The organism is Rhizobium sp. RU35A, from assembly GCF_900156005.1.
Taxonomy (GTDB): Bacteria; Pseudomonadota; Alphaproteobacteria; order Rhizobiales; family Rhizobiaceae; genus Neorhizobium; species Neorhizobium straminoryzae.
This window is the reverse complement of record NZ_FTMR01000002.1, coordinates 639,902-666,127: the sequence shown is the minus strand read 5'-3', so window position 1 is coordinate 666,127 and position 26,226 is coordinate 639,902. Positions and strand designations below refer to the sequence as shown.

At 62.9% G+C, this 26,226-nt stretch carries 27 protein-coding genes; 13 read left to right on the top strand and 14 right to left on the bottom strand.

Annotated elements, in window-relative coordinates; genetic code table 11:
• Positions 1 to 12: 12 nt before the first annotated feature.
• The 3 genes from F3H95_RS07745 to F3H95_RS07735 all read left to right on the top strand — a co-directional run bounded on the left by F3H95_RS07745 (position 13) and on the right by F3H95_RS07735 (position 3,304).
• Positions 13 to 2,079, top strand: a complete 2,067-nt coding sequence (locus tag F3H95_RS07745) for a hypothetical protein (RefSeq protein WP_149745467.1) — start codon at positions 13 to 15, stop codon at positions 2,077 to 2,079.
• 66 nt (positions 2,080 to 2,145) lie between these two features.
• A complete protein-coding gene (locus F3H95_RS07740) occupies positions 2,146 to 2,592 on the top strand; it encodes a GNAT family N-acetyltransferase (RefSeq protein ID WP_143124523.1) in 447 nt (148 codons plus the stop codon).
• A complete protein-coding gene (locus F3H95_RS07735) occupies positions 2,582 to 3,304 on the top strand; it encodes a class I SAM-dependent methyltransferase (RefSeq protein ID WP_149745466.1) in 723 nt (240 codons plus the stop codon). Before F3H95_RS07740 ends, F3H95_RS07735 begins: the two co-directional genes overlap by 11 nt.
• Before the next feature lie 11 nt (positions 3,305 to 3,315).
• Here F3H95_RS07735 and F3H95_RS07730 read toward each other — a convergent pair whose 3' ends face one another.
• Entirely contained in the window at positions 3,316 to 3,849 is a 534-nt protein-coding gene (locus F3H95_RS07730; RefSeq protein WP_143124520.1) for an N-acetyltransferase, read from the bottom strand.
• Between the two features lie 258 nt (positions 3,850 to 4,107).
• Between F3H95_RS07730 and F3H95_RS07725 the strand changes: the two genes are divergently transcribed.
• Positions 4,108 to 5,103 (top strand): glutathione S-transferase family protein, encoded by a 996-nt coding sequence (locus F3H95_RS07725; RefSeq protein WP_149745465.1) that lies wholly within the window; start codon positions 4,108 to 4,110, stop codon positions 5,101 to 5,103.
• A 9-nt stretch (positions 5,104 to 5,112) separates the two neighbouring features.
• On the opposite strand, the gene F3H95_RS07720 is transcribed toward F3H95_RS07725, so the two are convergent.
• Entirely contained in the window at positions 5,113 to 5,541 is a 429-nt protein-coding gene (locus F3H95_RS07720) for an NUDIX domain-containing protein (RefSeq protein WP_244617942.1), read from the bottom strand.
• Between the two features lie 152 nt (positions 5,542 to 5,693).
• On the opposite strand from F3H95_RS07720, the gene F3H95_RS07715 reads away from it, so the two are divergent.
• From F3H95_RS07715 to F3H95_RS07705, 3 genes are all read left to right on the top strand, one after another.
• Positions 5,694 to 6,647 carry a metallophosphoesterase gene (locus F3H95_RS07715; RefSeq protein WP_149745464.1) on the top strand — a complete coding sequence of 318 codons (954 nt, stop codon included), beginning with the start codon at positions 5,694 to 5,696 and terminating at the stop codon, positions 6,645 to 6,647.
• An 88-nt stretch (positions 6,648 to 6,735) separates the two neighbouring features.
• Complete coding sequence (locus F3H95_RS07710) at positions 6,736 to 7,221, top strand: sigma factor-like helix-turn-helix DNA-binding protein (protein ID WP_149745463.1); 486 nt, start codon at positions 6,736 to 6,738, stop codon at positions 7,219 to 7,221.
• Between the two features lie 4 nt (positions 7,222 to 7,225).
• The gene (locus F3H95_RS07705) at positions 7,226 to 8,062 is read left to right on the top strand and encodes an anti-sigma factor (protein ID WP_143124512.1); all 837 of its coding nucleotides are present in this window, start codon (positions 7,226 to 7,228) and stop codon (positions 8,060 to 8,062) included.
• Positions 8,063 to 8,125: 63 nt separating this feature from the next.
• Here the strand turns inward: F3H95_RS07705 and leuA are convergent, their stop codons facing one another.
• The 5 genes from leuA to F3H95_RS07680 all read right to left on the bottom strand — a co-directional run bounded on the left by leuA (position 8,126) and on the right by F3H95_RS07680 (position 13,229).
• Positions 8,126 to 9,850 (bottom strand): 2-isopropylmalate synthase, encoded by a 1,725-nt coding sequence (leuA, locus tag F3H95_RS07700; protein WP_149745462.1) that lies wholly within the window; start codon positions 9,848 to 9,850, stop codon positions 8,126 to 8,128.
• A gap of 326 nt (positions 9,851 to 10,176) precedes the next feature.
• Positions 10,177 to 10,425, bottom strand: a complete 249-nt coding sequence (locus F3H95_RS07695) for a CopG family transcriptional regulator (RefSeq protein ID WP_143124508.1) — start codon at positions 10,423 to 10,425, stop codon at positions 10,177 to 10,179.
• Positions 10,406 to 10,675, bottom strand: coding sequence for a BrnT family toxin (locus tag F3H95_RS07690; protein WP_149745461.1), 270 nt, complete (start codon positions 10,673 to 10,675; stop codon positions 10,406 to 10,408). Before F3H95_RS07690 ends, F3H95_RS07695 begins: the two co-directional genes overlap by 20 nt.
• A 40-nt stretch (positions 10,676 to 10,715) precedes the next feature.
• On the bottom strand, positions 10,716 to 11,894 hold the full coding sequence (locus F3H95_RS07685) for a benzoate/H(+) symporter BenE family transporter (protein WP_149745460.1): 1,179 nt from the start codon (positions 11,892 to 11,894) through the stop codon (positions 10,716 to 10,718).
• A 144-nt stretch (positions 11,895 to 12,038) separates the two neighbouring features.
• The gene (locus F3H95_RS07680; protein ID WP_149745459.1) at positions 12,039 to 13,229 is read right to left on the bottom strand and encodes a GGDEF domain-containing protein; all 1,191 of its coding nucleotides are present in this window, start codon (positions 13,227 to 13,229) and stop codon (positions 12,039 to 12,041) included.
• A gap of 384 nt (positions 13,230 to 13,613) precedes the next feature.
• On the opposite strand from F3H95_RS07680, the gene F3H95_RS07675 reads away from it, so the two are divergent.
• The 3 genes from F3H95_RS07675 (at position 13,614) to F3H95_RS07665 (ending at position 16,995) form a co-directional block, all read left to right on the top strand.
• Positions 13,614 to 14,711 carry a carboxynorspermidine decarboxylase gene (locus F3H95_RS07675; protein WP_149745458.1) on the top strand — a complete coding sequence of 366 codons (1,098 nt, stop codon included), beginning with the start codon at positions 13,614 to 13,616 and terminating at the stop codon, positions 14,709 to 14,711.
• 52 nt (positions 14,712 to 14,763) lie between these two features.
• On the top strand, positions 14,764 to 16,002 hold the full coding sequence (locus tag F3H95_RS07670) for a saccharopine dehydrogenase family protein (protein WP_143124501.1): 1,239 nt from the start codon (positions 14,764 to 14,766) through the stop codon (positions 16,000 to 16,002).
• Positions 16,003 to 16,152: 150 nt separating this feature from the next.
• Positions 16,153 to 16,995 (top strand): acyl-CoA thioester hydrolase/BAAT C-terminal domain-containing protein, encoded by an 843-nt coding sequence (locus F3H95_RS07665; RefSeq protein WP_149745457.1) that lies wholly within the window; start codon positions 16,153 to 16,155, stop codon positions 16,993 to 16,995.
• 34 nt (positions 16,996 to 17,029) lie between these two features.
• On the opposite strand, the gene F3H95_RS07660 is transcribed toward F3H95_RS07665, so the two are convergent.
• The 3 genes from F3H95_RS07660 to F3H95_RS07650 form a co-directional block, all read right to left on the bottom strand.
• Positions 17,030 to 17,758 carry an alpha/beta hydrolase-fold protein gene (locus tag F3H95_RS07660; protein ID WP_143124498.1) on the bottom strand — a complete coding sequence of 243 codons (729 nt, stop codon included), beginning with the start codon at positions 17,756 to 17,758 and terminating at the stop codon, positions 17,030 to 17,032.
• Complete coding sequence (locus F3H95_RS07655; protein ID WP_143124496.1) at positions 17,755 to 18,720, bottom strand: acetylxylan esterase; 966 nt, start codon at positions 18,718 to 18,720, stop codon at positions 17,755 to 17,757. Before F3H95_RS07655 ends, F3H95_RS07660 begins: the two co-directional genes overlap by 4 nt.
• A 130-nt stretch (positions 18,721 to 18,850) precedes the next feature.
• Entirely contained in the window at positions 18,851 to 19,438 is a 588-nt protein-coding gene (locus F3H95_RS07650) for an ATP-dependent Clp protease proteolytic subunit (protein WP_143124495.1), read from the bottom strand.
• Positions 19,439 to 19,638: 200 nt separating this feature from the next.
• Between F3H95_RS07650 and F3H95_RS07645 the strand changes: the two genes are divergently transcribed.
• Both F3H95_RS07645 and F3H95_RS07640 read left to right on the top strand, forming a co-directional pair.
• A complete protein-coding gene (locus F3H95_RS07645; protein ID WP_149745456.1) occupies positions 19,639 to 20,229 on the top strand; it encodes a HupE/UreJ family protein in 591 nt (196 codons plus the stop codon).
• 144 nt (positions 20,230 to 20,373) lie between these two features.
• A complete protein-coding gene (locus F3H95_RS07640; protein ID WP_149745455.1) occupies positions 20,374 to 21,156 on the top strand; it encodes a DUF2076 domain-containing protein in 783 nt (260 codons plus the stop codon).
• 97 nt (positions 21,157 to 21,253) lie between these two features.
• On the opposite strand, the gene queF is transcribed toward F3H95_RS07640, so the two are convergent.
• Positions 21,254 to 21,718 carry a preQ(1) synthase gene (queF, locus tag F3H95_RS07635; protein ID WP_143124490.1) on the bottom strand — a complete coding sequence of 155 codons (465 nt, stop codon included), beginning with the start codon at positions 21,716 to 21,718 and terminating at the stop codon, positions 21,254 to 21,256.
• Position 21,719: 1 nt separating this feature from the next.
• A complete protein-coding gene (locus F3H95_RS07630) occupies positions 21,720 to 22,631 on the bottom strand; it encodes a cation diffusion facilitator family transporter (protein ID WP_143124489.1) in 912 nt (303 codons plus the stop codon).
• A gap of 243 nt (positions 22,632 to 22,874) precedes the next feature.
• Between F3H95_RS07630 and F3H95_RS07625 the strand changes: the two genes are divergently transcribed.
• Positions 22,875 to 23,441 carry a tyrosine-protein phosphatase gene (locus F3H95_RS07625; RefSeq protein WP_244617913.1) on the top strand — a complete coding sequence of 189 codons (567 nt, stop codon included), beginning with the start codon at positions 22,875 to 22,877 and terminating at the stop codon, positions 23,439 to 23,441.
• Positions 23,442 to 23,475: 34 nt separating this feature from the next.
• Here the strand turns inward: F3H95_RS07625 and F3H95_RS07620 are convergent, their stop codons facing one another.
• Both F3H95_RS07620 and F3H95_RS07615 read right to left on the bottom strand, forming a co-directional pair.
• Complete coding sequence (locus F3H95_RS07620; protein WP_149745454.1) at positions 23,476 to 23,973, bottom strand: GNAT family protein; 498 nt, start codon at positions 23,971 to 23,973, stop codon at positions 23,476 to 23,478.
• 1 nt (position 23,974) lies between these two features.
• On the bottom strand, positions 23,975 to 26,164 hold the full coding sequence (locus tag F3H95_RS07615) for an anthranilate synthase (protein ID WP_149745453.1): 2,190 nt from the start codon (positions 26,162 to 26,164) through the stop codon (positions 23,975 to 23,977).
• Positions 26,165 to 26,226: the final 62 nt, after the last annotated feature.

The following is a 26,226-nucleotide window of genomic DNA, read 5'->3' as shown; positions in this document are numbered from 1 at the left end:
GAGGCAGGACCGATGGAGATTCAGTTCGCCCCCTTCCTGCCCTGGCAAGTGCTGGCCCTGCTTGGCCTGTTTGCCGCCTGTCTCGTGGTCTTCTCGCTGTGGCGCGGGCTGCGCGGCGCGCTGCTGCGAGCGCTTGCCCTTGCCGCCCTTTTGCTGGCGCTCGCCAATCCGACGCTGCTGCAGGAAGAGCGTGCGCCGCTCTCCACCATCGTGCCGGTGGTCGTGGACCGCTCGCAGAGCCAGGACACGGCCGAGCGGCGTGCCCAGACCGATGCGGCACTCGCGCAACTGCGCGACCGGCTGGCCCGTTTCCCGCGACTTGAACCGCGCATTGTCGAGGTGCGCGACGATGCCAGCTCCGACACGCCCTCCACCCGCCTGTTTTCAGCGCTGACCTCGGCGATTTCCGACGTCCCGCCGAGCCGGATCGGTGCGGCCATCTTCATCACCGACGGTCAGATCCACGATCTGCCCGGCATCAATCAGGAACTGGGCTTCAACGCGCCGATCCACGGCCTGATCACCGGCCATGCCGACGAGTTCGATCGCCGTGTCGAAGTGGTGCGCGCGCCGCGTTTCGGCATCGTCGGCGAAGAGCAGGACATGACGCTGCGCGTCTTCGACGACGGCCGCGCCCAGGGCGGCACGGCAACCGTGACGGTGCGCATGAACGGCGAGGTGATTGCCAATCTGCAGGCGACACCTGGCGCCCCGACGCCCTTCCGCTTCACCGTGCCGCGCGGCGGCAACAACATCATGGAATTCTCGGTAGCGGAGCTGCCGGGCGAAGTGACGACCGCCAACAACCGTGCCGTCCATGTGATCGACGGCATCCGCCAGAATCTGCGCGTTCTGCTGGTGTCCGGCGAGCCGCATGCCGGCGAGCGCGCCTGGCGCAACCTGTTGAAATCCGATGCCTCCGTGGATCTCGTCCACTTCACCATTCTGCGCCCGCCGGAAAAGCAGGACGGCACACCGATCAACGAATTGTCGCTGATCGCGTTTCCCACCCGCGAACTCTTCGTCGAGAAGATCAACGATTTCGACCTGATCATCTTCGACCGCTACCAGCATCGCGGCGTGCTGCCGATCCTCTATTACGACTATATCGCGCAATATGTGGAAAATGGCGGCGCCTTGCTCATTGCCGCCGGCCCGGAACATGCAGGTCCGGATTCCATTGCCTCGACGCCGCTGGCGACCGTGTTGCCGGCAGCGCCGACCGGCGACATTCATCAGGCGGGCTTCTTCCCGCGCCTCTCCGAGCTTGGCAAGAAACACCCCGTGACCCGTGGCCTCGACGGTTCGGGAAGCGAGCCACCGGCCTGGGGCCGCTGGTTCCGCACCATCGACGTCGGTCCCGCGCGCGGCGAAACCGTGATGCAGGGCGATGGCGGACGCCCGTTGCTGATCCTCAACCGGCAGGGCCAGGGCCGCGTCGCCATGTTCCTGTCCGATCAGGGCTGGCTCTGGGCCCGCGGCTTCGAAGGTGGCGGCCCGCATGTGGCGCTCTATCGCCGCATCGCCCACTGGCTGATGAAGGAGCCGGAACTGGAGGAAGAGGCGCTGACGGCGCGCGCCGTCGGCCGCACGCTGGAGGCGACCCGTCAGACGATCGGCAACGATCCGGGCCCGGCCACCATCCGCTATCCCTCCGGCCGCACCGCCCAGGTGCCGTTTACCGCTGCCGGCCCCGGTCTCTACCGCATCGAGCAGCGGATGGACGAAACCGGCCTGTTCGAGGTGCGCAACGGGCAGTTTTCGACGCTGGTGCATATCGGCGCGGTGGATGCGCCGGAGTTCAAGGCGATGATTTCGACCACCGCCACCCTTGCTCCCTATGCCGCCAGGACGCGCGGCCTCGTCGCCCGCGTCGAAAGCGGCAGCGGCATCCGCCTGCCGGACCTTCTGCCGGTGCGCGGCGAGGTGCGCATCAGCGACCAGAGCCGCATGGTCATCCGCATGACCGACGAGACGGTGTTGAAGGGCATCGACACGACGCCGCTGTTTGCCGGCTTTGCGGGTCTTGCCGCCCTGCTCGCCGCCATTTCCGCCATGTGGTGGCGCGAGGGGCGCTGACCCCCTCCTCCTCGCCACGGCCTGCCCCATCTGATAGAGCCCCAGGGCAAGACAGAGGAGACAGGCATGGGTTACGAACTGACCGTCACCGACAGCATTTCGCCGGAGGAGGAGAAGGCTGTCGAGGCGCCGCTTGTCGCCTACAACCTCGAAACCTTCGGCCAGAGCGGCAAGCGCGATCTCTCCATTCTGCTGCGCGATGCGGACGGCAAGGTCGAGGGTGGACTGATCGGCTATACGGCGCGCGGCTGGCTCTATGTGCGGCTGCTGTTCATTCCCGAAAACGCGCGTGGCGAGGGGCTCGGCCCACGCCTGCTGACGCTTGCGGAAGAGGAAGCGCGCCGCCGCGGCTGCATCGGCGCCTATCTCGACACCATGAACCCGAAGGCGCGGCGGAGCTATCTCGCATGCGGCTATACGGTGATCGGCGAACACGGGCCGCTGGCGGGCGGCATGTCGATCACCTGGCTCAGCAAACGCTTTGCGAAGGAAGGAGACGGCGATGACCGATGAGAACGGCTGGGACATGTCCGCATCGGCCTGGGTCACCGCACAGGGCGAGAACGGCGACTTCACGCGGCAATTCGTGCTGGACCCCGTCATCGACGCCTGGCTTGCCGGCCGCTCCTTCGCCTCGGCGCTCGATGTCGGCTGCGGCGAAGGCCGCTTCTGCAGACGGCTGAAGGCACGCCACGGCATTGTCGCCGTGACCGGCATCGACCCCACCGAACCGTTGCTTGCCACTGCTCGCGCCAAGGACCCCGCAGGCGATTATCGGCTGGCATCAGCAGAAAACCTGCCCTTCGAGGATCACCGCTTCGATCTCACCGTCAGCTACCTGACGCTGATCGACATTCCCGACATCGAACGCGCCATTGCGGAAATGGCCCGCGTGACGGCACCCGGAGGCACGTTGCTGATCGCCAATCTCAACCCGTTCATCACGGCCTCGGGCGGCACCGCCTGGGTGAAGGACGATTCCGGTGCCAAGCGCTTCGTCAAGGTCGATCGCTATCTGCAGGAGCATTCCGACTGGCAGGCCTGGCGGGGCATCCGCATTCTCAACCACCACCGGCCGCTGAGCCGCTACATGACGCTGCTTCTCGCGGCCGGCCTCAGACTGACGCGCTTCGACGAACCACCGGCCATCGGCGGCCCGACAGAAGCGCGGGCTGCCTATAACCGCGTGCCTTATGCGCATGTGATGGAGTGGACGAAGGCTTGAAACCCGCGCCCTTATTCGGCGGCCGCCGCCAGAGCCTGCGGCTGCCAGTCCTGCCAGGCAATTGAGCCCTTCAGCCGCGCATGCACGCCATCTGTAAGCGGCACCACCAGCACGCGGCCGGGATCGACCGGCCCGGGAAAGGTCAAGGCGCCATAAGCCACCTTCTCGAAGCCGAGCGGCATGTAATAGGGCGGGTCGCCGACGAGGATGACGGCCTCGGAGCCCTTGCGGCGCGCCGCCTCGATGGCGATCCGCACCAGTTCACGACCGATACCGCGGTTCTTGTGGCTGGGGCGAACCGCAAGCGGTCCGAGCAGATGACCGTCCACATCGCCGGCCCGCACGGGGGTCATGCGCACGGAAGCGATGGTTTCGCCGCTGTCGGCGCAGATGAACGACAGCGACCGGTCATGCGGCCCCTGCTCACGGATACGGGCTGAGGATTTGACAAACCGACCGGGGCCGAAGGCTTCAGCATTGATGATGTCGATGATCGCGTCGTGAGACGCATCTTCGGTCAGGTAGACGAGGTCATGGCTGGGCATGAGGAGAAGACACCGGAAAGACGGACAGAACAACGGTTCGGCGCGGCGCCCATGGCAAGGCACCGTGTCAGGCTCGATCAGCGTCGTCGAAGCGTCCGGGTTTCGATCATGTCTTGCTGTTCCTCAATTGGCGCAAGCGAGTAGCAACAAAACCCCATTCCGTCCATCGAAAACACACTGTCTACCGCGGGAGGGGTCGAAATTCCGCATCCGGAATGCCAGATTGTCGACAAGAGAAAAGACAGGGAAGGATAGGCCATGGGCAGGCTGGTGGATGGCGTCTGGCAGGACGTCTGGTACGACACGACATCGACGGGCGGGCATTTCAAGCGATCCGAATCGCAGTTCCGCAACTGGGTGACGGCCGATGGCGCGGCGGGTCCGAGCGGGCGCGCCGGCTTCAAGGCGGAGGCCGGGCGCTATCATCTCTATGTGTCGCTTGCCTGTCCCTGGGCGCATCGTACGCTGATCTTCCGCACGCTGAAGAAGCTGGAGGACCTGATCAGTGTGTCGATCGTTCATCCGCTGATGGTGGAAAACGGCTGGGAATTCCGTCCTGACGACGACCGCGATGCGACGCCGGACCATCTGTTCGACGCGTCGACGCTCTGGCAGATCTATGTAAAGGCCGATCCTCACTACAGCGGCCGCGTCACCGTGCCGGTGCTGTGGGACAAGCGGGAGAACACCATCGTCTCCAATGAATCGGCCGACATCATCCGCATGTTCAATACCGCGTTTAACGGCCTGACCGGCTCGACGGATGATTTCTGTCCGCCGGCGCTGATCGATGAGATCGACCGGATCAACGCGCATGTCTACGACACCGTCAACAATGGCGTCTACAAGGCAGGCTTTGCCACCACGCAGGCAGCCTATTCCGACAGCGTCACACGGCTGTTTGCGACCCTGGACGAGCTGGAAGCGCGCCTCGGCCGGCAGCGTTATCTCGTCGGCGACCGGTTGACGGAGGCGGACTGGCGCCTGTTCACCACGCTGGTGCGCTTCGATGCGGTCTATGTCGGCCACTTCAAGTGCAACATCCGCCGCATCGCCGACTTTCCGAACCTGTCGGCCTATCTGCGCGAGCTTTATCAGGTGGCGGGCGTGGCGGAGACGGTGAACCTGCGTCACATCAAGGAGCATTACTACCGCAGCCACAAGACCATCAATCCGACCGGCGTCGTGCCGCTGGGTCCCGAACTCGATTTCACCACACCGCATGGCCGCGAGCGGCTGGGCACGACCACGTGATCGTCACGCTCACCAGTTGGCGGGCTTCTCCGCTTCGCCGGACAGTTCCGCCAGTCGCCTCAGTGTTGCGGTCGTCACCGCCTCCGGAAGGGCATCGAGCGCAAAGAAGCCGCTCTCGACAATCTCCCGATCCGGCAGGCGGGGCGCCGTCTGGCGCACGGTGGCGCGGTAGAAAACCACATGATCGCGGGGGCTGGCATTGAGGTTGCGGTAGACGTGAAAAAGTTCCGGCTCGCCGATGATTTCCAGATTGCCCTCCTCCCGCAGTTCCTTGGCAAGCGCCGCCTGCACGGTCTCGCCGCGCTCCACGCCGCCGCCCGGCATGTACCAGCCGGGCACATAGGAATGGCGAACGAGGAAGATGCGGCCCTCTTCGTCAAAGCAGGCCGCCCGCACGCCAAGCGTCATGCCGCGGGTGACGGCAAACACCTTGTGCATGAGGAAGACGACGGCGCGGGTGGGAAAACCGGCAATTTCCGGAATGCCCCTCTCACGACCGGCAGGGCTTGCGGGCCGGTTTTCGCCGCTCATCGGTCCCACTCCGGCAATGCGCCTTGCCCGCAGGCCGTGTTGGCTCTATGTCTCCAGACATGTTCACGTTTGCGCATATTTCCGACATCCATCTGGGGCCGCTTCCCCGCCTCACGCTGCGCGAACTGGCTTCGAAGCGCATTACCGGCTTTGTGAACTGGCATCGCAACCGCCGCAAGCATCTTCTGGTCAACACGCTGGATCTTCTGCTGAGCGACATGCGCCAGCGCCAGCCCGACCACCTGATGATCACCGGCGATCTCGTCAATCTTGCGACGTCCATTGAAATCCGGCTGGCCGGCGAGTGGCTGGAAAGCGTCGGCGATCCCCGCGAGACGACGCTGGTGCCCGGCAACCATGATGCCTATGTGCCGGGCGCGCATGATCGCTCGGTACGTCAGTGGTATCCCTTCATTGCCGGCGACGAGAGCCCGGACGACTGGCCGGACGAGGAACACGTCTTCCCGACCTATCGGCGTCGCGGGCCGGTTGCCATCATCGGCTGCTCCACCTCCAATGCCACGCCGCCCTTTTCGGCCGGCGGCTATTTCAGCGCCCGCCAGGCGCGCGAAACGGCAAACCTGCTGCGCCGCGCCGGAGAAGAAGGCCTGTTTCGCGTGGTGATGATCCACCATCCGCCGATCCGGGGCGCCGCCCCCTCGCACAAGCGCATGATCGGCATCCGCCGCTTTGCCGCAGCCCTCTCGCTCGGCGGCGCCGAACTCGTGCTGCACGGCCACACGCATCTCAACACGGTCTATCCGTTGAAGACGCATCATGGCGACGTGCCGGTGGTGGGTATTGCCTCTGCCTCGCAGGGCCCGGGCGGGCACAAACCGCCCGCCGCCTACAACCTCTTTTCCCTATCGGGAGAACCCGGCGCCTGGAACCTGATGTGCGAGCGCTACGGCCTCACCCCCGATGCCGATGCCATTGCGCTCGAACAACGGCGACTATTTTACGGCACCGAAGCGGGACTTGCGCAACGTCCCTCAATTGCGGCACAATTCTGAGCCAGCCTGACGAAAGCCCCACCTGATCTCATTGCGGATCTGATTGATTCGCACCCAGAATCACCACCAGGGACGTTGCACTGTTCTCATGAACGAAATGCCTGCGCAGACCGATATCCGACGCGACCTCGTGGGGCTTCTGCCCCAGCTTCGCCGCTTTGCGGCCGTGCTGGTGCGCGATGCCAACAGTGTCGATCCTCTGGTGGTGCGAACCTGCGAGGCAGCTGTCGAAAAGGCAGCTCAGCCGAAACCCGGCCAGGAACTGCTGCCCTGGGCCTTTACCCTGATGCGTGTGCTGTGGACGGAAGAGACACGCCGGCGCAAGAACCAGGCGGAGCGCGACGACAATGGCCGCCGCGCCGAACCGGGACGCATGTCGCTCGGAAAGCCGGTGCTCGATGCGCTCTCGCGCAGCAGCGCACCGGTGTTCCTGCTGTGCAGCGTCGAAGGTATGAGCTATGCGCAAGCCGCGAGCATCATGGGCATCACGCCCGACGCCGTCGCCGTGCGCATGCTGCTGGCCCGGCGCGAACTGGGCGCCGAGGACAGCAACACCAGCGAACGGAGAGCGTAAGCCGATGGACAGCCTGCGCAACGCGCCCCTCGACATGCGCCTTTCGGCCTTCATCGACGAGGAACTCAATGAAGCCGAGCGGCAGGAGGTGGAGGCGCTTCTCATCGCGGATGTCAACGCCCGTACACTGCGCGATACCCTTGAGAGTGCCGACCGCCTCGGCCGCGATGCCTTCGATGCCATGCTGAAGGCGCCGGTTTCGCTGGATCTCGTGCGCTCGATCAAGACTGCCGCCCCGCCACGGCGTGCGATCAGCCTTCCCGAACCGGCGCGTGCCTCCTGGCGGCCGCAGCCGAGTTTCGGTGTCGCCATGGTCACCTCGCTGCTGATGTTCGGCCTCGGCGCAGGCGCAGGCTACATGGCCGCCGAGCGACCGAACATGACGACCTACGCGGACATGGCGGGCGACCCGACGAAGGCCTGGCTGGACGATGTTGCCTCCTACTACCGGCTCTATTCCCGCCAGTCACGCCATCTGGTGGAAATCCCCGCCAACGAATCGGCCCATATCGTCGAATGGCTGATGGCAACGACCGGGGTTTCCTTCCGGATTCCGGATCTTTCCGCACAGAATCTGGAGTTCATGGGCGCGCGGCTGTTTTCTGCCGGCGGCCGGCCGGTGGGCCAGCTTCTCTATCGCAACACCGAGGGCGAGGTGATCGCGATCGCGTTCACCAAGCTCATTGCGCCACAGGCGCCGGACGCGCAGATGCGCCAGATCATCCGCGACGACATCGGCCTGATCACCTGGCAGGGTCTTCAGGCCAATTACGTCTTGACCGGGCCCTCCTCCGAGGCCACGCTCGATACGCTTGCGCGCACGGTCGCCGGCATCATCTGACGCGAAACACACCTCGTTTGCCCAAACGAAAAGGGCGACCCGAAGGCCGCCCCGTCATCCGTCTCACTTGCCGGCCAGCACCCGGTTCGCGGCGGAGACGATCGCCTCCAGCGAGGCCGTCACGATGTTCTTGTTGATGCCGGCGCCGAACAGCTTTCCACCGGCATGCTCGACCTCGACATAGGCAATGGCCGCGGCATTGGAACCGTGCTGCAGCGAATGCTCCGAATAGTCGGCAACGGAGAGATCGACGCCGAGATAGATCGACAGCGCATTGATGAAGCCGTCGATCGGTCCGGTGCCCTTGCCTTCGATGCGCTTCGTCTCGCCGTTATCGGTGATTTCGGCGGCGACGATACGGATCCCCTTCTGGTCGATGCCGGCCGGATAGGTGTGGTGATCGACGAACTTGATGCGGCCTTCCGGCTGCTCGACGTAGCGCTCGATGAAGCGCTCGTAGATGCGCTTCGAGGGCAGTTCCTTGCCTTCCTCATCGGTAATGCGCTGGATGTCCTCGCGGAACTCCACCTGCAGGTTGCGCGGCAGGTTGATGCCGTAATCCTGCTGCAGAATATAGGCGATGCCGCCCTTGCCGGACTGCGAGTTGATGCGGATGATCGCCTCGTAGGTGCGACCCACGTCCTGTGGATCGATCGGCAGATACGGCACTTCCCACAGCGGCGAGTTCGCCGACTTGATCGCCTTCATGCCCTTGTTAATCGCATCCTGGTGCGAGCCGGAGAAGGCGGTGTAGACCAGTTCGCCGACATAAGGATGGCGCTCCGGAATGGTCATCTCGTTGGAATATTCGTAGACGGCTTTGATGCGCTCGATGTCCGTGCAGTCCAGTTCGGGATCGACGCCTTGCGTGAACATGTTGAGCGCCAGCGTCACCACATCGACATTGCCGGTGCGCTCGCCATTGCCGAACAGCGTGCCTTCCACGCGATCCGCACCCGCCATCAGGCCGAGTTCGGTGGCGGCGATACCGGTGCCGCGGTCATTGTGCGGATGCAGAGAGATGATGACGTTCTCGCGGTTGTCGATGTTGCGGCACATCCATTCGATCTGGTCGGCATAAATGTTCGGCGTCGCCATTTCCACGGTCGACGGCAGGTTGAGGATCAGCTTGTTCTCGGCTGTCGGCTTCACTTCGGCAATCACCGCGTTGCAGATCTCCAGCGCCACCTCGAGTTCCGTGCCGGTAAAGCTTTCCGGCGAATATTCGAAGCGATAGCCGCCGCCGGCTTTCGCCGACATGTCCATGATCATCTTGGCCGCATCGACGGCGATCTGCTTGATGCCCGGCACATCCTTGGCAAACACCACGCGGCGCTGCAGTTCCGACGTGGAATTGTAGAAGTGGATGATCGGCTTGTGCGCGCCTTCCAGCGATTCAAACGTGCGGGTGATCAGCTCCGGCCGGCACTGCACCAGCACCTGCAGGGAAACATCCTCCGGCACGCCCCCCTCTTCCACGCACCAGCGGGCAAAATCGAAATCGGTCTGCGAGGCGGATGGAAAGCCGATCTCGATTTCCTTGAAGCCCATGTCGAGCAGCAGCTTGAACATGCGCGCCTTGCGGTCATGCCCCATCGGGTTGACCAGCGACTGGTTGCCGTCGCGCAGGTCGACCGAGCACCAGATCGGCGCCTTGTCGATCACCTTGGACGGCCAGGTGCGATCCGGAATGTTGATGGTGGGATAGGCCCGGTACTTGCGGGCGGCATCGGGCATGCCCTTCTTGCCGGAAGCGGTGTCGGCGGCAGCGGAAATCTTGGCATCCATGGTCTCTTCTCCTTCGCGTCCAGCGTCGGCGCTTGTGGCCCAAGGCTGTTACAGCGCCGTGACGGTGGATCAAGGCCTCATGCGAGGCTTTTGGTCTTCAAACGGGGATTTTGTGCGAGGAGCTTTTGCCGGCAGGCTCTATCGGCCGCCGGGCGCTCCTCAAAGGACCCGGCAACCGCGGATAAGGCCGAGGAGAAGAAGCGAGTTTAGGGCAAACGACGACGCGCGGTCAGCCATCTGGCCCGCGGCGTATGAAGCAGAAATGGTTTCGCCCGAAATCTTCATGGGCCGAGACATAACGCGAGAAGAATGGCAGCGCAAGGGTGTTATTCGGCGGCGTCCTTACGATGTTGCGCCAGCCTCTCTTCGACCCACCGTTCAATCAATCGGTCGATACCCAGCCCCAGCCGCCCCGCTTCCGCCGCCATTTCGACGGCAGCCGTTTCAGACAATTTGACGAGGAACAGGTCGCGCCCAATGTCACCTGTCTTGGCCGTGGCCCCATCGAGATAATCATCGATGTCGTCACCATCATCGAATTTTCTGTCGAATTCATCAGCCGAGATCTTGCTCATAGATCAACCTTTCCGATTTACGCACCCGCCTCACGGAGATGATTCGGATCCTCTGACCGCGCCAGGTAAAAATACCGGCCCACAGAGCAGGCCCGATTTTGCCTATGCAAATGAACCGGGGCTCTCCCTCGAAGGAGAGCGGAAGCGTCTTCTTCGATCGATCATACCACAAAGCCTGAGCCTCCACGAAATCGATTCCGTGTTTGGCCCTGTTCATCTCGCTTTTGGCTGGGTCGAATTCGAACTGCATCTCATCATCAAATCACAACCATGCAGTGAAATCGAGAAGTTCAGCCCTTCGTCGCCACCCGCTTCAACCCCAGCATCGCAGCGCCGGCCAGAAGCCCCCAGAAGGCGCCGGAGACGCCGGCAAAAGCGGTGCCGGAGGCGGTGACGAGGAAGGTGATGGCGGCGGCTTCACGGGTATCGGCGTCGCGGAAGGCGGCCTGTGCGGCGCTGGAAAAGGCGCCGATCAGGGCGAGCCCCGCCACCGCCTGCAACAGGATCGGCGGCGACAGGGCGACGAAGGCGATGATGCCGGAAGCGAGCAGGCCGAAGAAGATATAGGCGATGCCCGCAACGATCGCTGACCAGTAGCGCCGCTTGGGATCGTGATGCGCCTCTTCGCTGGCGCACATTGCCGCCGTGATCGCCGCAAGGTTCACCGGCACGGCACCGAAGGCCGCGCCAATGGCGGAAAACAGGCCGGAGGCGACGAAAAGCGGGTTCGGCGGCGGCTCGTAGCCGTTCACCTTGAGAATGGCGATGCCCGGAATGTTCTGCGAGGCCATGGTGACGATGAAAAGCGGCACGGCCACCGAGATGAAGCCATGCAGGGTAAAGACGGGGACCACCAGCAGAAGCTGCGGATGAATGGACTGGCCAAGCCTTGACAGCACATCCGGCGGCAGATCCACGCCGAACACCAGCACCAGCGCAAAGGCGAGCAGTGCCGCCGGCACGGCCCAGAGACGCTTCCAGATCACCACCAGCATCCAGGTCGCGACGATCGGCAGGCCGAGCCAGGGATTGAAGGCAACCGCCTTGACCGGCGCCAGGCACAGATTGACGAGAATGCCTGACAGCATGGCATTGGCCAGCGGCGCGGGGATCATCCGGATCGCGCGGCCGAGCGGCGAAAACAGGCCCGACAGCACGATCAGCCCGCCGCAGAGAACAAAGGCGCCAGCCGCCGCCGGAAATCCGCCCTCGATCATGCCGACGCTGCTCAAAAGCGCCGCCCCCGGCGTCGACCAGGCCACGCTGATCGGCATGCGAAGCCAGAGCGGCAGGAGGATGCCGAGCACACCCATCAGCACCGACAGCACCAGCAGCGCGGAGGCCACCTGGTCCGGCCCGGCCCCCATGGCGCTCAGCCCCTGCATGATGACGGCAAAGGAGCTGACGAAGCCGACAAAGGCCGCAAGCAGGCCCATGACCATGGCTTGGATGGAAAAATCTCTGAGCATCGGCACAGTCCGGCTGATTTGAATGTGGGTCGGAGAGCCGAAGCAAATTCCCCGCCGGCTGGCAAGGCGAAAGGGCGTCGACTGCGGTTCCTCACCACAGGCAAGCTGGAGATTTTTCGCGGGACATGGTGAGGTGCGCGTCTATCAGGCACTCATCCGGTCCGGCGCCTGGCCGTCCGGCATCTGCGGTGCGCCGTCGCCGGAAACGGCGTTGCGGAAGCAGACGACGCGGTTGCGCCCGCCCCGCTTGGCGGCATAAAGCGCTTCGTCGGCCTTGGCCATCAGCGCGGTCAGCGAGGTATCCCGGCTGGCCATGCCGAGCCCGAGGCTGATCGTCACGGGTATGCGCTCTTCGTGGAAGACAACGGGCAGCACAGCCACCGCCTGGCGCAGCGTCTCCGCAATCACGCCGGGCTTCACATCCACGTGGCGCGGCAGGAACAGCCCGAACTCCTCGCCCCCCATGCGCGCAAACAGCGCATCGCGGGACAGAAGACCGGCCATGGTCTGCGCGACCATCGTCAGCACATGATCGCCGGCGGCGTGCCCATGGCGATCGTTGACAGCCTTGAAGTGATCGATGTCGATCACCACGAAGGCATCGCCCGGCACGGCGCGCTGCGGCAGGCGGTCATGCAGCCAGCGACGATTGTGGACCCGCGTCAGCGCATCGGTCTCCGACAACCGTATCAATCGACGCTCGACGCGTTCCTGGACAAGGATCACCACGAACATCGAGGTGGCAAACTGGCAGAGGATGAGAACGGAAAAGGTCTGGGCCATCGTCATCAACGCCAGATCCGGATTGATGAGACCGATCGCCATGACAAGCCCGATCAGCGGCTTGATGCAGAGCACCACCGCCAGTGCATGGCGGCTGGAGAGACGCTCCTCCAGCGGATCAGACATCACCACCCAGGCACCGGCCAGCGCAAAGCCGGACATGACGGAGATGTAGGCGATGGCACGATAGATGCCCACCAGATAGAATCCGGTCAAGGCGGCCAGAAGAACCAACACTGCCGGCAACAGAAGAAGCAGCAACCACCGGCCGGCCGGTCGCTCATGCACGAGATTGCGCAGGCTGATCCAGAACAGGGTGTAGGCGAATGGCACGCTGGCGAAACTGAACAGCGTCCAGATGCCACTCCCCCACTGATGCCGCTCGCTGATGCCCGCAAGAAGCGCCCCGGCCGCAACGATGAGAAAGGCAGCCGCCATATTGCCCAGCCCGCGATGCTGAGGGGCGTGCCAGCGCAGGTAAAGCAGACAGATCGCACCGACGATCAGAGACAGAGGATGCAGGACAAGAACGGTCGCAAAATCAAGATGCATGACAACTTCCGGAAACAACCACGTTTCATCCCCATAAGCGACAAAAGTGACATATGGCTAAATGACCGCTTCATTTTCCCGCCTCTCGATCAAGGACAGACGGCTTGCGGGACAGCACAGAGAGATTTTGCCGCACCTGCGCGGCCGCCGGAGCCTTGCCGGATGATGCGCCCCGAGATGGTCGCGACCCGCATCGACGCGTAGCAGCGGAACACGCAGACCGCGGCGCAAAGGCCGGAGAAGCAAGAAAATAACCGTATAGCCACGCCGCATCCGCTGAGGCTCTTGCCTTCCTCCCCCCTTTTGCATAGGACCCCCTCCGACGCATTCGGGGCGTCCCGTTCACTTCCGCCGGAAACGGCTGGGTTCACGAAGGATGAAGCCTTGATCCAGACTCCCTATTATCTCATCGACAAGTCGAAGCTGCTCCGGAACATGGAGAAGATCGCGTTGCTGCGCGAACATTCCGGCGCCAAAGCGCTTCTGGCGCTGAAATGCTTTGCCACCTGGGGCGTGTTCGACTTCATGCGCGACTACATGGACGGCACCACCTCGTCCTCGCTCAACGAAGTGCGCCTTGGCCACGAGCGTTTCGGCAAGGAGACGCACGCCTATTCGGTCGCCTATGCCGATTACGAGATCGATGAGGTGGTTTCGCACGCCGACAAGATCATCTTCAACTCGATCGGCCAGTTGCAGCGCTTCGAAAAACAGTCGGCCGGCATCATCCGCGGCCTGCGGCTGAACCCCGGCGTGTCGTCCTCCACCTTCGACCTGGCAGACCCCGCCCGCCCCTTCTCTCGGCTCGGCGAGTGGGATATCAAACAGGTCGAACCGGTGATGGATCTGATCTCCGGCTTCATGATCCACAACAACTGCGAAAACGGCAATTTCGACCTGTTCGATACCATGCTCGGCCAGATCGAAGAGAAATTTTCGCCCCTTCTGAAGAAGGCCGAATGGGTCAGCCTCGGCGGCGGCATCCATTTCACCGGCGACGCCTATCCGCTCGAACGCTTTGCCGAACGGCTGAAGCGGTTTGCCGGCGACTACGGCGTGCAGGTCTATCTCGAGCCGGGCGAAGCCTCGATCACCCGATCGACCACGCTGGAAGTCACCGTGCTCGACAAGCTCTACAACGGCAAGGACCTTGTCGTGGTGGATTCATCCATCGAAGCGCACATGCTGGATCTTCTGATCTATCGTGAGAATGCGAAGGTCTCCCCCAACCAGGGACCGCATCGTTACATGGTCTGCGGCAAGTCCTGCCTGGCCGGCGACATTTTCGGCGAGTTCGATTTTCCGAGCGAGCTGAACGTGGGCGACCGGATCTCCATCCAGGACGCCGCAGGTTACACGATGGTCAAGAAAAACTGGTTTAACGGCGTGAAAATGCCGGCAATCGCCATCCGCGAACTGGATGGCAGCCTCAGGACGGTCCGCGAGTTTTCATACACGGACTACGAACAAAGCCTTTCCTGAAATTCCTCAGGGCAAAGGTTTCTGACGATTGGACAAGGAGTTGGTCCCCATCATGAAAAAGAACGTGCTCATCATCGGCGCGGGCGGCGTGGCACAGGTCGTGGCGCACAAATGTGCGCAGAACAACGACGTGCTGGGCGATATCCACATTGCCTCGCGCACCAAGGCCAAGTGCGACGCCATCATTGCCTCGGTTCACGAAAAGAAGGCGATGAAGCAGCCGGGCGTTCTCGAAGCCCATGCGCTCGATGCGCTCGACATCGAAGCTACCAAGGCCCTGATCACCAGGCTGGGCACTGAGATCGTCATCAATGTCGGCACCGCCTTCCTCAACATGTCGGTGCTGCGCGCCTGCATGGACACCGGCGTCGCCTATATCGACACCGCCATCCACGAAGAGCCGAACAAGATTTGCGAGACCCCGCCGTGGTACGGAAACTATGAGTGGAAGCGTGCGGAAGAATGCGCTGAAAAGGGCATCACCGCCATTCTCGGCGCCGGCTTTGATCCGGGCGTCGTCAACGCCTATGCGCGGCTCGCCAAGGACGAGTATCTCGACAAGGTGACCGATGTCGATATCGTCGACATCAATGCTGGCAGCCACGGCAAATATTTCGCCACCAACTTCGACCCGGAAATCAATTTCCGCGAGTTTACCGGCGTTGTCTATTCCTGGCAGAAGGGCCAGTGGCAGGTGAACAAGATGTTCGAGATCGGCAAGGATTATGACCTGCCGGTCGTCGGCACCCGCCGCGCCTATCTCTGCGGCCATGACGAAGTGCACTCGCTGGCGAAGAACATGGATGGCGCCGATGTGCGCTTCTGGATGGGTTTTGGCGATCACTACATCAACGTCTTCACCGTGCTGAAATCGATCGGCCTTCTGTCCGAACAGCCGGTCAAGCTCGCCGACGGTTCCGAAGTGGTCCCGCTCAAGGTGGTGAAGGCCTGCCTGCCCGACCCTGCCTCGCTTGCCCCCAACTACGAAGGCAAGACCTGCATCGGCGACTACGTGAAGGGTTTCAAGGACGGCAAGGAAAAGACCGTCTTCCTGTATAACGTCGCTGACCATAAAGAAGCCTATAACGAAGTGGGCAGCCAGGGCATTTCCTACACCGCCGGTGTTCCCCCGGTCGCCGCCGCCATGCTGGTCGCGACAGGCGAATGGGACGTGAAGAAGATGGCGAACGTGGAAGAACTGCCGCCGAAGCCGTTTATCAATCTGCTCAACAAGATCGGTTTGCCGACGCGCATTCAGGACGAGGACGGCGACCGGGCTGTGGCGTTCTGAGCCAAGTTAGAGATGTATTGAGAGATGGGACCCCGCTGGAGGAATTCGGCGGGGTTTTTGTTTGCACCCCATCCCGCCAAACCGGCAGTTGACACCGTGTTCGTTCAGAGAGCGTTTGAAAGGCTTGAAAGCAGAAAGCGGATTCCTGCGATGTCATTGTTCGTTGAAGAGAAGTTGGACGGCCGGATCAGAGGCACCTTCGTCGCTGCCCTCAAGCCGAACGGGACTGGAGTGGTCGTCCTCGGCGGTTCCAGTGGCAGGGTTGACGTTCCCAGAGCGCACCTTTTCGCACGGACGGGCGTTCACGCACTCGCCCTGCAATGGTTCGGCGGACGCAATCAGGCAGCGGGGATATATGAAATCCCGCTTGAAGTCTTCACGGATGCGATCGACTTCCTGATCTCAAAGGGCTGTCAGCGAGTAATTTTTATAGGAACGTCGAAGGGCGCAGAGGCGGCCCTGTTGGCATCAACGTTTGATCACCGCATTCGCGCTGTGATCGCGATCAGTCCAAGCTCTGTCGTGTGGGGCAATATAGGAGCAGGCATCGATGGCATCGCATGGCCCGAACGGTCATCGTGGTCGTTTCGTGGTCAGCCCTTATCGTTCGTCCCCGCCATACTTGATTGGCAACCGGAAGACCGCGAGCACTTGATCTCCTATCGCTCGTTTTTTCAACAATGCCTGGCGCAGAACAACCACGCTGTGGCCTCCGCACGTATCCTGATCGAAAAGGCTCCCGCCGACATGATCCTGATCGCCGGCTGCGATGATGCTCTCTGGCCATCGGAGGTTTTTGCGACGGAACTATCCGCACAACGACGCAATGACAGCAGATTGACGCTCCTTTTGACGGATGCAGACGCGGGGCACCGCATTCTTCTGCCGGGCGAAAACACCCCGAGATCAGCGTTACACGCCCATGGAGGCAATGACGAAGCAGACGCAAGGCTTGGCCGGAAAGCTTGGCAGGCCATACTTCAGGTCCTCTAGGGAACCACCTGGAGCGGCCCACCAACCAACTCCCTTAAATATAAAGCGGGGCCATCCTTCGCCAGGCGCTGGCGCGGTGGGCGCGGCCGTGCCAGATGTGCATCTGGTGCTGCACGCCGTGTTCCTGCAGCAGGTGGCTGAGGTGGCGGTTGTTGTCAAGAAACGGGTCTTCGGCGCCGATCGTCAGCACGATTTCCATCCGGCGCAGGTGGTCGAGCTGCGGGCCGGCGGGAAGGTTGGCGAGAAAGTGGGTCGGGGTGCGGAAATAGACGTCGGTGTCATAATAGCCGCCCAGCAGATCGTCGAAATGTTCCACCTTGAGGGTGAGGTCGTAGCGGCCGGAAAAGGCAACGAGCTTGCGGAACAGATGCGGGTGGCGGAAGGCGAGGCTGGCGGCCTGGAAGGCGCCGAGGCTGCAGCCCTGGACGATGGTGCAGTCATGGGGGTTGCGGGCATTCATCAGCGGCAGCACTTCTTCCAGCACATAGTCCTCGAAGAGCGCGTGGCGGCGGATGCGATCGGCGGGGTGGCGCCAGTGGCTGTAGAAGGTTTCCCCCGCCAGCCCCTCGATGCAGAAGAGCTGCAACTGCCCCGCCCTCACCTTTTCCGAAAGGCTCGCAACGACACCGAGCTGTTCATATTCGAAGAAGCGGCCCTCCCGGGTCGGGAACATCAGAACCTTGGCGCCGGCATGACCGAAAACAAGAAGCTCCATGTCGCGATGGAGCCGTGGACTGTACCAGCGTAGATATTCCCGGATCATGTCACCCCGAAGAACTGCCTGACCTTCTCGGAGAGAAGGTTATGCTGCACCGCAGCGTCAGGATAGTCGAAGTGCCCCGCGTCGAGAATGAAGGTTTCATTAAATTTTGATTTCGCAAGCGCATTGGCCACCGAAAACTGGCAAGGGGGCGCCACCGCCGGATCGAAGCGCGCCGCCGCCACCAGCATCGGCTGGGTGATGCGGGTGGCAGCGGTCGCCGAATCGAAGAGCCGCAGCATCTCGTCCACCTCCGGATGCGTGCGTCGGTAGGCCTGCACGGAGGCCGCACTGCCGGTGCTCGGCAGGGTCAGCCACAGCGGACGGTTGCCGAAGGTCGGCACTTCCAGAAAGCCGCGATCGATGCGCCGGTCGTACGGCATGGCGAGCGCGCCGATGCCGCCGCCAAAACTGATGCCGCTATAGCCGATGCGCCCGGCAAGCTTCGGAAACAGGGTGGAAAGCGCCGAGACCGCGATCCACAGATCCTCCACGCAACCGCCGATCACATAGCGCTCCGGCTTGTCGATGTGGTGCAGCACATGCCAGACGGCATTGCCGGAAATCGGCGGATGCGGGCTTTTCGACATGCCGCGAAAGCAGGGAAAGAGAAGTGCGGCATCCTTGACAGGATAATCGTAATCCGGTGCATCGCGTCCGCCATAGCCATGGCCGACGACGATGCCACGCCGTGCCTCGCGCCCCTTCGGCGTCAAGAGCCAGCCGCCAATGCGCACCCGGTCGGTGGAGGTGAAGCGGATCTCGCGCACATGCCAGTCGTCATGGTCGCTGGCGCCGGGCAGAAGCTCCGGCTGCGGCTTCACCTTCAGCGCCCGCTCGTAACGCCGCGCCCAGAAGGCATCGAACCCCTCCGGCGCCTCGGGCGGCATCAGCGCCAGCAGCGCCTCCAGGCTGTAACCATAGGTCGGATCGAAGGGATAGGGGTGAACGGTCGGAATGCTCATCGCTGGATCTTGCCTTGCAGAACGGGTCCCGGACGGGCGGAAGGCGCCGCCTCTGTCGGGTGTATCGATACGGAAAACCCCGCCGAATCGCTCCGGCGGGGTGCATGTCGAACAGGTTGCCGCGAAAGGCTCAGCCGATTTCGGACTGGCTTTCGACGATCTTCGAGACCAGGCCATAGGCCACGGCGTCTTCGGCCGACAGCCAGTAGTCGCGGTCGATGTCCTTGGCGATCTTCTCTTCCGTCTGGCCGGTGGCCTTGGAGAAGATCTTGATCAGACGCTGGTTCATCTTGATGATTTCGCGCGCCTGGATCTCGATGTCGGAGGCCATGCCGCGGGTGCCGCCGGACGGTTGATGCAGCAGGAAGCGGGTGTTCGGCAGGCAGATGCGGCGTTCCTTCGGCACCGACACGTAGATCAGCGCGCCAGCCGATGCGACCCAGCCCGTGCCGATGATCCAGACCTTCGGCTTGATGAACTTGATCATGTCATGAATCGAATCGCCCGATTCCACGTGGCCGCCGGGCGAGTTCACGTAGATGCGAATGTCTTCGTCGGAGGCGGCGGCCAGAGCCACCAGCTGGGTGCAGACCTTCTGCGCCAGTTCCTGCGTGATCCCGCCATAGATGAAGATCGAGCGCGACTTGAAAAGGTTCGCCTCCGTTTCCTTGCCGAGCGGCAATTCCTTGCTCTTGTCGTCGTCGTTTTCATCAAGCATCGAGCGCTCTCCAATCTCAGTTCCGTAGCTTCGGACATAATGCGTTCGGCGACGTAAAACAATGAGCGAAACACGAGTAAGGTGAATGCCGCCTTCGTCATTTTGCGGATGGACAGATTTTTGGGCACTGCCTAATCTTGCGGCTGACGATGGGTGCCCGCCTCCCGGCATCCGCTCGCCGCCATTTCAGGGGAACCACCATGTTGAAACGCCTTTCGCTCACCGCCGCCATGCTGGCCGCCGCCGCCGCACCGGCCTTTGCCCATCTCGATCCGCTGGAACACGGCTCGTTTGCCGCCGGCCTTTCGCACCCGATCTTCGGCGCCGACCACGTCCTGGTGATGATTTCCGTCGGCCTCTGGGCAGCGCAGATCGCCGGGGATCCGGAGCGGCGGGCCGCTCTCTGGGCCGTGCCGGCCGCCTTTGTCTCCACCATGGCCTTCGGCTTCCTGCTCGCCGTGCTCGGCGTTCACCTGCCCTTCGTGGAGCCGGCAATCCTCGCTTCCGTCATCGGCCTTGGCCTGCTGGTCGCCGTTGCGGTTCGCCTGCCGGTGGCCGCCTCCGCCGCAGTCGTTGCCGTCTTTGCCCTCTTCCATGGCCATGCGCACGGCACGGAAATCGGCGCGGCCGGCGCGCTGGAATTCGGCCTCGGCTTCGTCCTCTCCACCGCCTTCCTGCATGTCGTCGGCATCGGCCTTGGCATCGTCGCCCAGCGCGTGACGCCCGTCGTCGCCCGCATCGTCGGGGCGCTGACGGCACTTGCCGGCCTGTCGCTCGTCTTCGGCGGCTGACCGCTTTTTCGGGGCCGGTTCGCCGGCCCTGTTTACGCCCTCTCAAGCTTACCGAGATTTAAGATTGCTGCGGCTGAAAAAGCCGGAATCCGGCCCTATTTTATTCTCATGCACGGGGACCTATCCGCCCGTCAGGAGATCGCCATGTCACCGGAAGAACGCCAGCTGCTGAATGATCTGTTCCAACGCATCAGGAGCGCCACCGCGACACCGCGGGATGGCGAGGCCGAGCGCCTGATTGCCGATGCGGTGCGCAACGAACCCTCTGCGCCCTATTATTTGGCGCAGGCCGTAATCGTCCAGGAAAAGGGGCTGGAAGCCGCCTCTCGCCGCATCAACGAACTGGAAGCGCGCGTGCGCGACCTGGAAGCGCAGGCAGCCACGCCTGCCGAGGAGCAGCGCGGCGGCTTCCTGAGCTCCATCTTCGGCTCCGGCCAGCCGCCGCGCCCCGCGCAGCGTCCGCAGCAGCCCGCCTATAATCCCATTCCCTCGGCGGCCCCTTCCGCTGGCCCGTGGGGAAGCACGCAGCCGGCCTATGGGGCACCCCAGGCTTATGCGCCGCCGCAGCAACAGCCGGTTGCCGGCCCGTGGGCGCAGCAGGGCATGCGCGCGCCGTCTGCCGGCAGCAGCTTTCTCACAGGTGCGCTCGGCACGGCAGCCGGTGTTGCCGGCGGCATGCTGCTTGCCAATTCACTCAGCGGCATTTTCGGCAACCACATGTCGGGGCTGGGCCTCGGCAATCCTCTGGGGGAAGGTTTTGGCCACGGCCCGATCGAGGAAACCGTGATCAACAACTATTACGGCGATGCGGGCCAGACCACGGTGGCCGATGTGGGCGACAACCTGCAGCAGGCCGGCTATGACGACAATACCGACTGGAACGCCGACGATACCGACGATGGCAGCGACGACAGCGATTTCGTCTGATCGAGACGCCGCCTGAGCAAACGCACACACGAAAGGCCCGGCCTCCTTCGCGCAGACCGGGCCTTTTCGTATTCAGGATTTGATCAGGTGGACCGGATCAGCCGCGGCCGCGATAGGTCGGCACGCCCTGGTCCGGCAGCCACACGCCCTCGGGTGCCGCACCCGTCTGCCAGAAGACGTCGATCGGAATGCCGCCGCGCGGATACCAGTAGGCACCGATCCGCAGCCACTTCGGCGCCAGGAGATCGACAAGACGCTTGGCGATGTAGACGGAGCAATCCTCGTGGAAGGCACCGTGGTTGCGGAAGGAAAACAAAAACAGCTTCAGCGACTTCGATTCCACCAGAAACTCGCCCGGGATGTAATCGATGACGATATGGGCGAAATCCGGCTGGCCCGTCATCGGGCAGAGCGAAGTAAATTCCGGGGCGGTGAAGCGCACCACGTAATCGGTTCCGGCATTGCTGTTCGGCACACGCTCCAGCACCGCCGTTTCCGGGCTGGTGGGGGCATCCACCTGCTTTCCGAGCTGCGAGAGCCCGCTGACATCCGTCATGCTCATCTTACTGACCTTCTACCTTGACCTTGAGCCCATGGGCGCGTTCGCCCTCCGGCTCCACATGAATGGCGAGAGAGGCGCCGGGAATAGCCTCCTTGATCGCATCTTCCAAGCGATCGCAGATTTCATGCGCCTCGCCGACGGCCATGTTGGCGGGAACGACGAGGTGGAAATCGATGAAGGCGGCCGCTCCCGCGCGACGGGTCCGCAGATCATGCACGCCGAGCACGCCGGATGAATTGGTCCGGATCGCCTCGCGGATCGCCTCTTCCTCTTCCGGCTCCACCGCCTTGTCCATCAGGGCGCCCAGCGAATAGGTGATCACCTTGTAGCCCTGATAGAGAATGTTGAGGGCAACGATGATCGCCATGACCGGGTCGAGAATGGCATAGCCGGTCAGCAGCGCCAGCACGAGGCCGATCAGCACACCGATGGAGGTGACCACATCGGAGAGAATGTGCTGGCCATCGGCCTTCAACGCGGGCGAGCGATGGCTGGTGCCGATGCGGATCAGCACCGTTGCCCAGACGGCATTGATGACGCCGGCCAGCGCATTGATGGCAAGACCGAGCACCGGCGCCTCCGGCAGGTGCGGCTCCATCAGCCCGCCCCAGGCTTCCTTGACGATCAGAAGCGCGGCCACCACGATCAGAACGCCCTCCAGCACAGCCGAGAGATATTCCGCCTTGTGGTGGCCGAACTGGTGGTCCTCGTCGGCCGGACGCTGCGCGTAGCGGATCACGCCATAGGCCACCACGGCAGCCGTGACATTGACGGAGGATTCCAGGCCGTCGGAAAGCAGCGCCACCGAACCGGTGACCCACCAGGCCAGGAGTTTCAGCGCCATGACGCCGACCGACAGGGGAATCCCCCACAGGGCCAGCCGCTGCACCAGTTGTTTCTCGTCGTCGGTCATCGTCTTTCCGTGCGCATGCGAATGATTTGCAAGAGGCCTGAAACAGCGAAACCGCCGAAGCGCTCTTGTAGCGCCCGGCGGTTTCGATTTCGTGGCGTCTATCGCTCGGATTGCGCAAAAAGTCAAAGCGCTTCTCAACCGGGGCCGGAATGCCATAAATAGGCCACGACTCCGACCCTTGTTGGCGCCACAGGCCGACGACCCTCAGCGGGTTCGGGCAGCGGGTTCGGGCGGAACAGAAGAATGATCTACAGACGGATTGCCATGCGTGCGGGCCAGACGGTTCTGGCGCTGTCGCTCTCGTTCGGCACCTATCTGTGCGCTCTCCAATGGACGGGCAATTTCCATGAGGTGATCCCCGGACGCTTCTACCGCTCCGCACAGCTTTCCGGCACGGCGCTGAGCCAGGACATCGAGACATACCATATCCGCACGGTCATCAACCTGCGGGGGGCCCAGCCCGGCGCAGGCTGGTATGAGGACGAACTGGCCGTGGCAAGAGCGCATGGGGTGAACCACGTGGATTTTACCATGTCGGCCGAGCGGGAGCTGACGCCCGCGCAGAGCTTTGCACTGGTGGCACTGATGCGCAACGCGGAGGGGCCGATCCTCGTTCACTGCAAGAGCGGCGCCGACCGCACGGGGCTTGCCTCCGTCATGTATCTGCAGCAGATCGCTGGTGTTGATGAAAAGACAGCCGAATGGCAGCTGACGCCGCTGTTCGGGCATCTCAACATTCCCTTCACCGGTGTCTATGCCATGGACGATACCTGGGAGCAGTTCGAGAAACTGGTGGGATTGCCAAGCTGACCGGTCCGGAGCCTTACGGCACGTCAACCCTGCCTCAGCTCAGCAGCAACCCCATCTGGACCACATCGATGAACCGGCCGTCGATACGCACACCATCGCGCGCGATGCCTTCCTCAACGAAGCCGACCTTTTCGTAGAGTGCCCGGGCGCGCAGGTTGTCTGCATGGACATCGAGATCGATGCGGTGCAGCCCCTGCGCCCGGGCCGCATCGATGGTGGCGGTGATCAGCCGGCGGCCGAGCCCGCGCTCGCGATAGCCGGGGACGATCCCCATGCCGAGCGTACCGCGATGGGCATGCACCTCGCGCGGATGACGACGAATATCGCACCAGCCGACAACCCGCCCCTCAGCGAGCGCCACGAATTGCGGATGGCCGTTGCGGATATTGTCCAGCACGAAATCGCGTGTGCCTTCCAGCGGTGGCGCCTCCAGAAAGGAAAGATATCGACGCTCGCGCGCAACGGTATCGAGGGCCGCATGAAAGCCCTCGACATGCGCTTCCCGGATCGGTTCGATGCCGATCGGCTCCATCTTACGCCGCCTGTTCCTTGGCGCGGCGCGACAGCTTGGCCACCACGTTCTCGATCATCCGCATGCCGGCATCGCCGCCGAGCGTCATGATCGATTCCGGATGGAACTGAACGGCGGCCACCGGCTCCCTGGCATGCTCGATGCCCATGATCGTGCCATCCTCGCTTTCGGCGGTGATGATGAAATCGGGGTGCAGCGTCTTCGGATCGGCAAAGATGGAGTGATAGCGCCCCACTGTCACCTCGCGGCCGAGGCCTGCAAACACGATGCCGGGTTCCAGTACGCGGATGCGCGACGGCTTGCCGTGCATGGGAACCGCGAGATGGCGCAGTTCGCCGCCATAGGCTTCCGCCAGCGCCTGGAGACCAAGGCACACGCCGAAGATCGGCAGCCCCTTGGCGCGGGCCGTCCGGATCGTCGTCTTGCAGTCAAAGTCCTTTGGATTGCCCGGTCCGGGCGAGAGCACCACGAGGTCCGGCTTGATCCGGTCATAGATCTCTTCCGGCACCGGCGTGCGCACCGTGGAAACCTCGGCCCCCGTCTGGCGGAAATAGTTGGCCAGTGTGTGAACGAAACTGTCCTCGTGATCAACGAGCAGGATCTTCACCCCCTGCCCGACCGTCTGCACATCGCGGCTGATCTTGGCGGTATTGCCCGTGCGGGCATCCCGGATGGCGGCAATCATGGCGGAGGCCTTCAGTTCGGTTTCGGCTTCTTCTTCCTGCGGATCGCTGTCGTTCAGCAGGGTTGCGCCGGCGCGCACCTCGGCAATGCCGTCCTTGATGCGGATGGTGCGCAACGTGAGACCCGTATTCATGTCGCCGTTGAAGCCGACCATGCCGATCGCACCGCCATACCAGGCGCGCGGGCTCTTTTCGTGTTTCTCGATGAAGCGCATGGCCCACAATTTTGGCGCACCGGTAACGGTGACGGCCCAGGCGTGGGAGAGGAAGCCATCGAAGGCATCCATGTCCGGGCGCAGGCGTCCCTCGATATGGTCGACCGTGTGGATGAGACGCGAATACATCTCGATCTGCCGGCGGCCGATCACCTTGACGGAACCGGGTTCGCAGACGCGGCTCTTGTCGTTGCGGTCGACGTCCGAGCACATCGTCAGTTCAGACTCGTCCTTCTTGGAATTCAGCAGCTTCAGGATCTGCTCGCTGTCGGAGATCGCATCCTCGCCGCGACGGATCGTACCGGAAATCGGGCAGGTCTCGATACGGCGGCCGGAGACGCGCACGAACATTTCCGGCGAGGCGCCGACCAGATATTCCTGATGACCGAGATTGATGAAGAAGGAATAGGGCGACGGGTTGATCGCCTTCAGCCGGTTGGAGATCTGGGAAGGCTTCGAATCGCAGCGCTCCATGAACTTCTGGCCGGGGACCACCTCGAACAGGTCACCGCGACGGAAGCTTTCCTTCGCCTTGACGACGAGTTCGGCATATTCGCCGGGGCGGTGATCGCCCTTCGGCGGGATCATGTCCGTGGTGCGGAAGGGTTCCGGCGCAATCTCCTCCGCCTTGCCGACAGTGGTCCTGTCCTCGCGGGAAAAGTCGTAGCGGTCGATCCAGGCCTTGGCGGCATGATGGTCCACGACGAGGATTTCATCCGGCAGGAACAGCACCATGTCGCGCTGGTCATCGGGACGGGTGAGCGAAAGGTCGATGGAATCGAACTGGAAGGCGAGATCGTAACCGAAGGCGCCGAACAGGCCGATGGCGCTATCGGCTTCCGAATGGAAGAGATCGACGATGGCGCGCAGCACGGTAAACACCGTCGGCATCTTGGAGCGCTCTTCCTCGGTAAAGGCGCGGGTGGGGGCATTGACGGAAAGATCCAGCCTGCGAGCGGTGCGCGCGCCCAGCGTCAGGTCCGGCTCGTGCGACAGGCGCTCTGCGATGAAATCGAGCAGCACCTCGCCACGGCCGTTATAGGCCTCGATCCAGACAGCGCGGCCAAAGGACGAGACACCGAGCGGCGGGTCGACGATGGCCGTATCCCAGCGGGTATAGCGGCCCGGATATTCGTAGTTGGAGGAAAAGACAGCGCCACGGCGTTCGTCCAGCTTGTCCACATAGCTGGACACCGCATCGGCATAGGGGGTTGGCCGACGCTTGCGGCTAACAGTAATCCCGCCGCGGGTCTCATAGACTTCCGAACCGTCGTCTTCGATGATGGTTACCATGCTGTCACCTCTTCCACTTTCCCTTCGGACCCGGTTCTGGAGGAGGCTTTGCACGAAAAAAG

Bases quoted from the DNA above. Each gene is read 5' to 3' on its own strand.
- leuA (WP_149745462.1), bottom strand. From the start codon at position 9,850: ATGGATGCCAAGATTTCCGCTGCCGCCGACACCGCTTCCGGCAAGAAG.
- queF (WP_143124490.1), bottom strand. From the start codon at position 21,718: ATGAGCATGACGGATGTCAGCGGGCTCTCGCAGCTCGGAAAGCAGGTG.
- F3H95_RS07645 (WP_149745456.1), top strand. From the start codon at position 19,639: ATGTTGAAACGCCTTTCGCTCACCGCCGCCATGCTGGCCGCCGCCGCC.
- F3H95_RS07690 (WP_149745461.1), bottom strand. From the start codon at position 10,675: ATGCAGTTCGAATTCGACCCAGCCAAAAGCGAGATGAACAGGGCCAAA.
- F3H95_RS07650 (WP_143124495.1), bottom strand. From the start codon at position 19,438: ATGCTTGATGAAAACGACGACGACAAGAGCAAGGAATTGCCGCTCGGC.
- F3H95_RS07735 (WP_149745466.1), top strand. From the start codon at position 2,582: ATGACCGATGAGAACGGCTGGGACATGTCCGCATCGGCCTGGGTCACC.
- F3H95_RS07715 (WP_149745464.1), top strand. From the start codon at position 5,694: ATGTTCACGTTTGCGCATATTTCCGACATCCATCTGGGGCCGCTTCCC.
- F3H95_RS07720 (WP_244617942.1), bottom strand. From the start codon at position 5,541: ATGCACAAGGTGTTTGCCGTCACCCGCGGCATGACGCTTGGCGTGCGG.
- F3H95_RS07640 (WP_149745455.1), top strand. From the start codon at position 20,374: ATGTCACCGGAAGAACGCCAGCTGCTGAATGATCTGTTCCAACGCATC.
- F3H95_RS07660 (WP_143124498.1), bottom strand. From the start codon at position 17,758: ATGATCCGGGAATATCTACGCTGGTACAGTCCACGGCTCCATCGCGAC.
- F3H95_RS07630 (WP_143124489.1), bottom strand. From the start codon at position 22,631: ATGACCGACGACGAGAAACAACTGGTGCAGCGGCTGGCCCTGTGGGGG.
- F3H95_RS07705 (WP_143124512.1), top strand. From the start codon at position 7,226: ATGGACAGCCTGCGCAACGCGCCCCTCGACATGCGCCTTTCGGCCTTC.
- F3H95_RS07615 (WP_149745453.1), bottom strand. From the start codon at position 26,164: ATGGTAACCATCATCGAAGACGACGGTTCGGAAGTCTATGAGACCCGC.
- F3H95_RS07680 (WP_149745459.1), bottom strand. From the start codon at position 13,229: ATGCATCTTGATTTTGCGACCGTTCTTGTCCTGCATCCTCTGTCTCTG.
- F3H95_RS07620 (WP_149745454.1), bottom strand. From the start codon at position 23,973: ATGGAGCCGATCGGCATCGAACCGATCCGGGAAGCGCATGTCGAGGGC.
- F3H95_RS07625 (WP_244617913.1), top strand. From the start codon at position 22,875: ATGATCTACAGACGGATTGCCATGCGTGCGGGCCAGACGGTTCTGGCG.
- F3H95_RS07655 (WP_143124496.1), bottom strand. From the start codon at position 18,720: ATGAGCATTCCGACCGTTCACCCCTATCCCTTCGATCCGACCTATGGT.
- F3H95_RS07725 (WP_149745465.1), top strand. From the start codon at position 4,108: ATGGGCAGGCTGGTGGATGGCGTCTGGCAGGACGTCTGGTACGACACG.
- F3H95_RS07730 (WP_143124520.1), bottom strand. From the start codon at position 3,849: ATGCCCAGCCATGACCTCGTCTACCTGACCGAAGATGCGTCTCACGAC.
- F3H95_RS07710 (WP_149745463.1), top strand. From the start codon at position 6,736: ATGAACGAAATGCCTGCGCAGACCGATATCCGACGCGACCTCGTGGGG.
- F3H95_RS07745 (WP_149745467.1), top strand. From the start codon at position 13: ATGGAGATTCAGTTCGCCCCCTTCCTGCCCTGGCAAGTGCTGGCCCTG.
- F3H95_RS07670 (WP_143124501.1), top strand. From the start codon at position 14,764: ATGAAAAAGAACGTGCTCATCATCGGCGCGGGCGGCGTGGCACAGGTC.
- F3H95_RS07740 (WP_143124523.1), top strand. From the start codon at position 2,146: ATGGGTTACGAACTGACCGTCACCGACAGCATTTCGCCGGAGGAGGAG.
- F3H95_RS07695 (WP_143124508.1), bottom strand. From the start codon at position 10,425: ATGAGCAAGATCTCGGCTGATGAATTCGACAGAAAATTCGATGATGGT.
- F3H95_RS07685 (WP_149745460.1), bottom strand. From the start codon at position 11,894: ATGCTCAGAGATTTTTCCATCCAAGCCATGGTCATGGGCCTGCTTGCG.
- F3H95_RS07665 (WP_149745457.1), top strand. From the start codon at position 16,153: ATGTCATTGTTCGTTGAAGAGAAGTTGGACGGCCGGATCAGAGGCACC.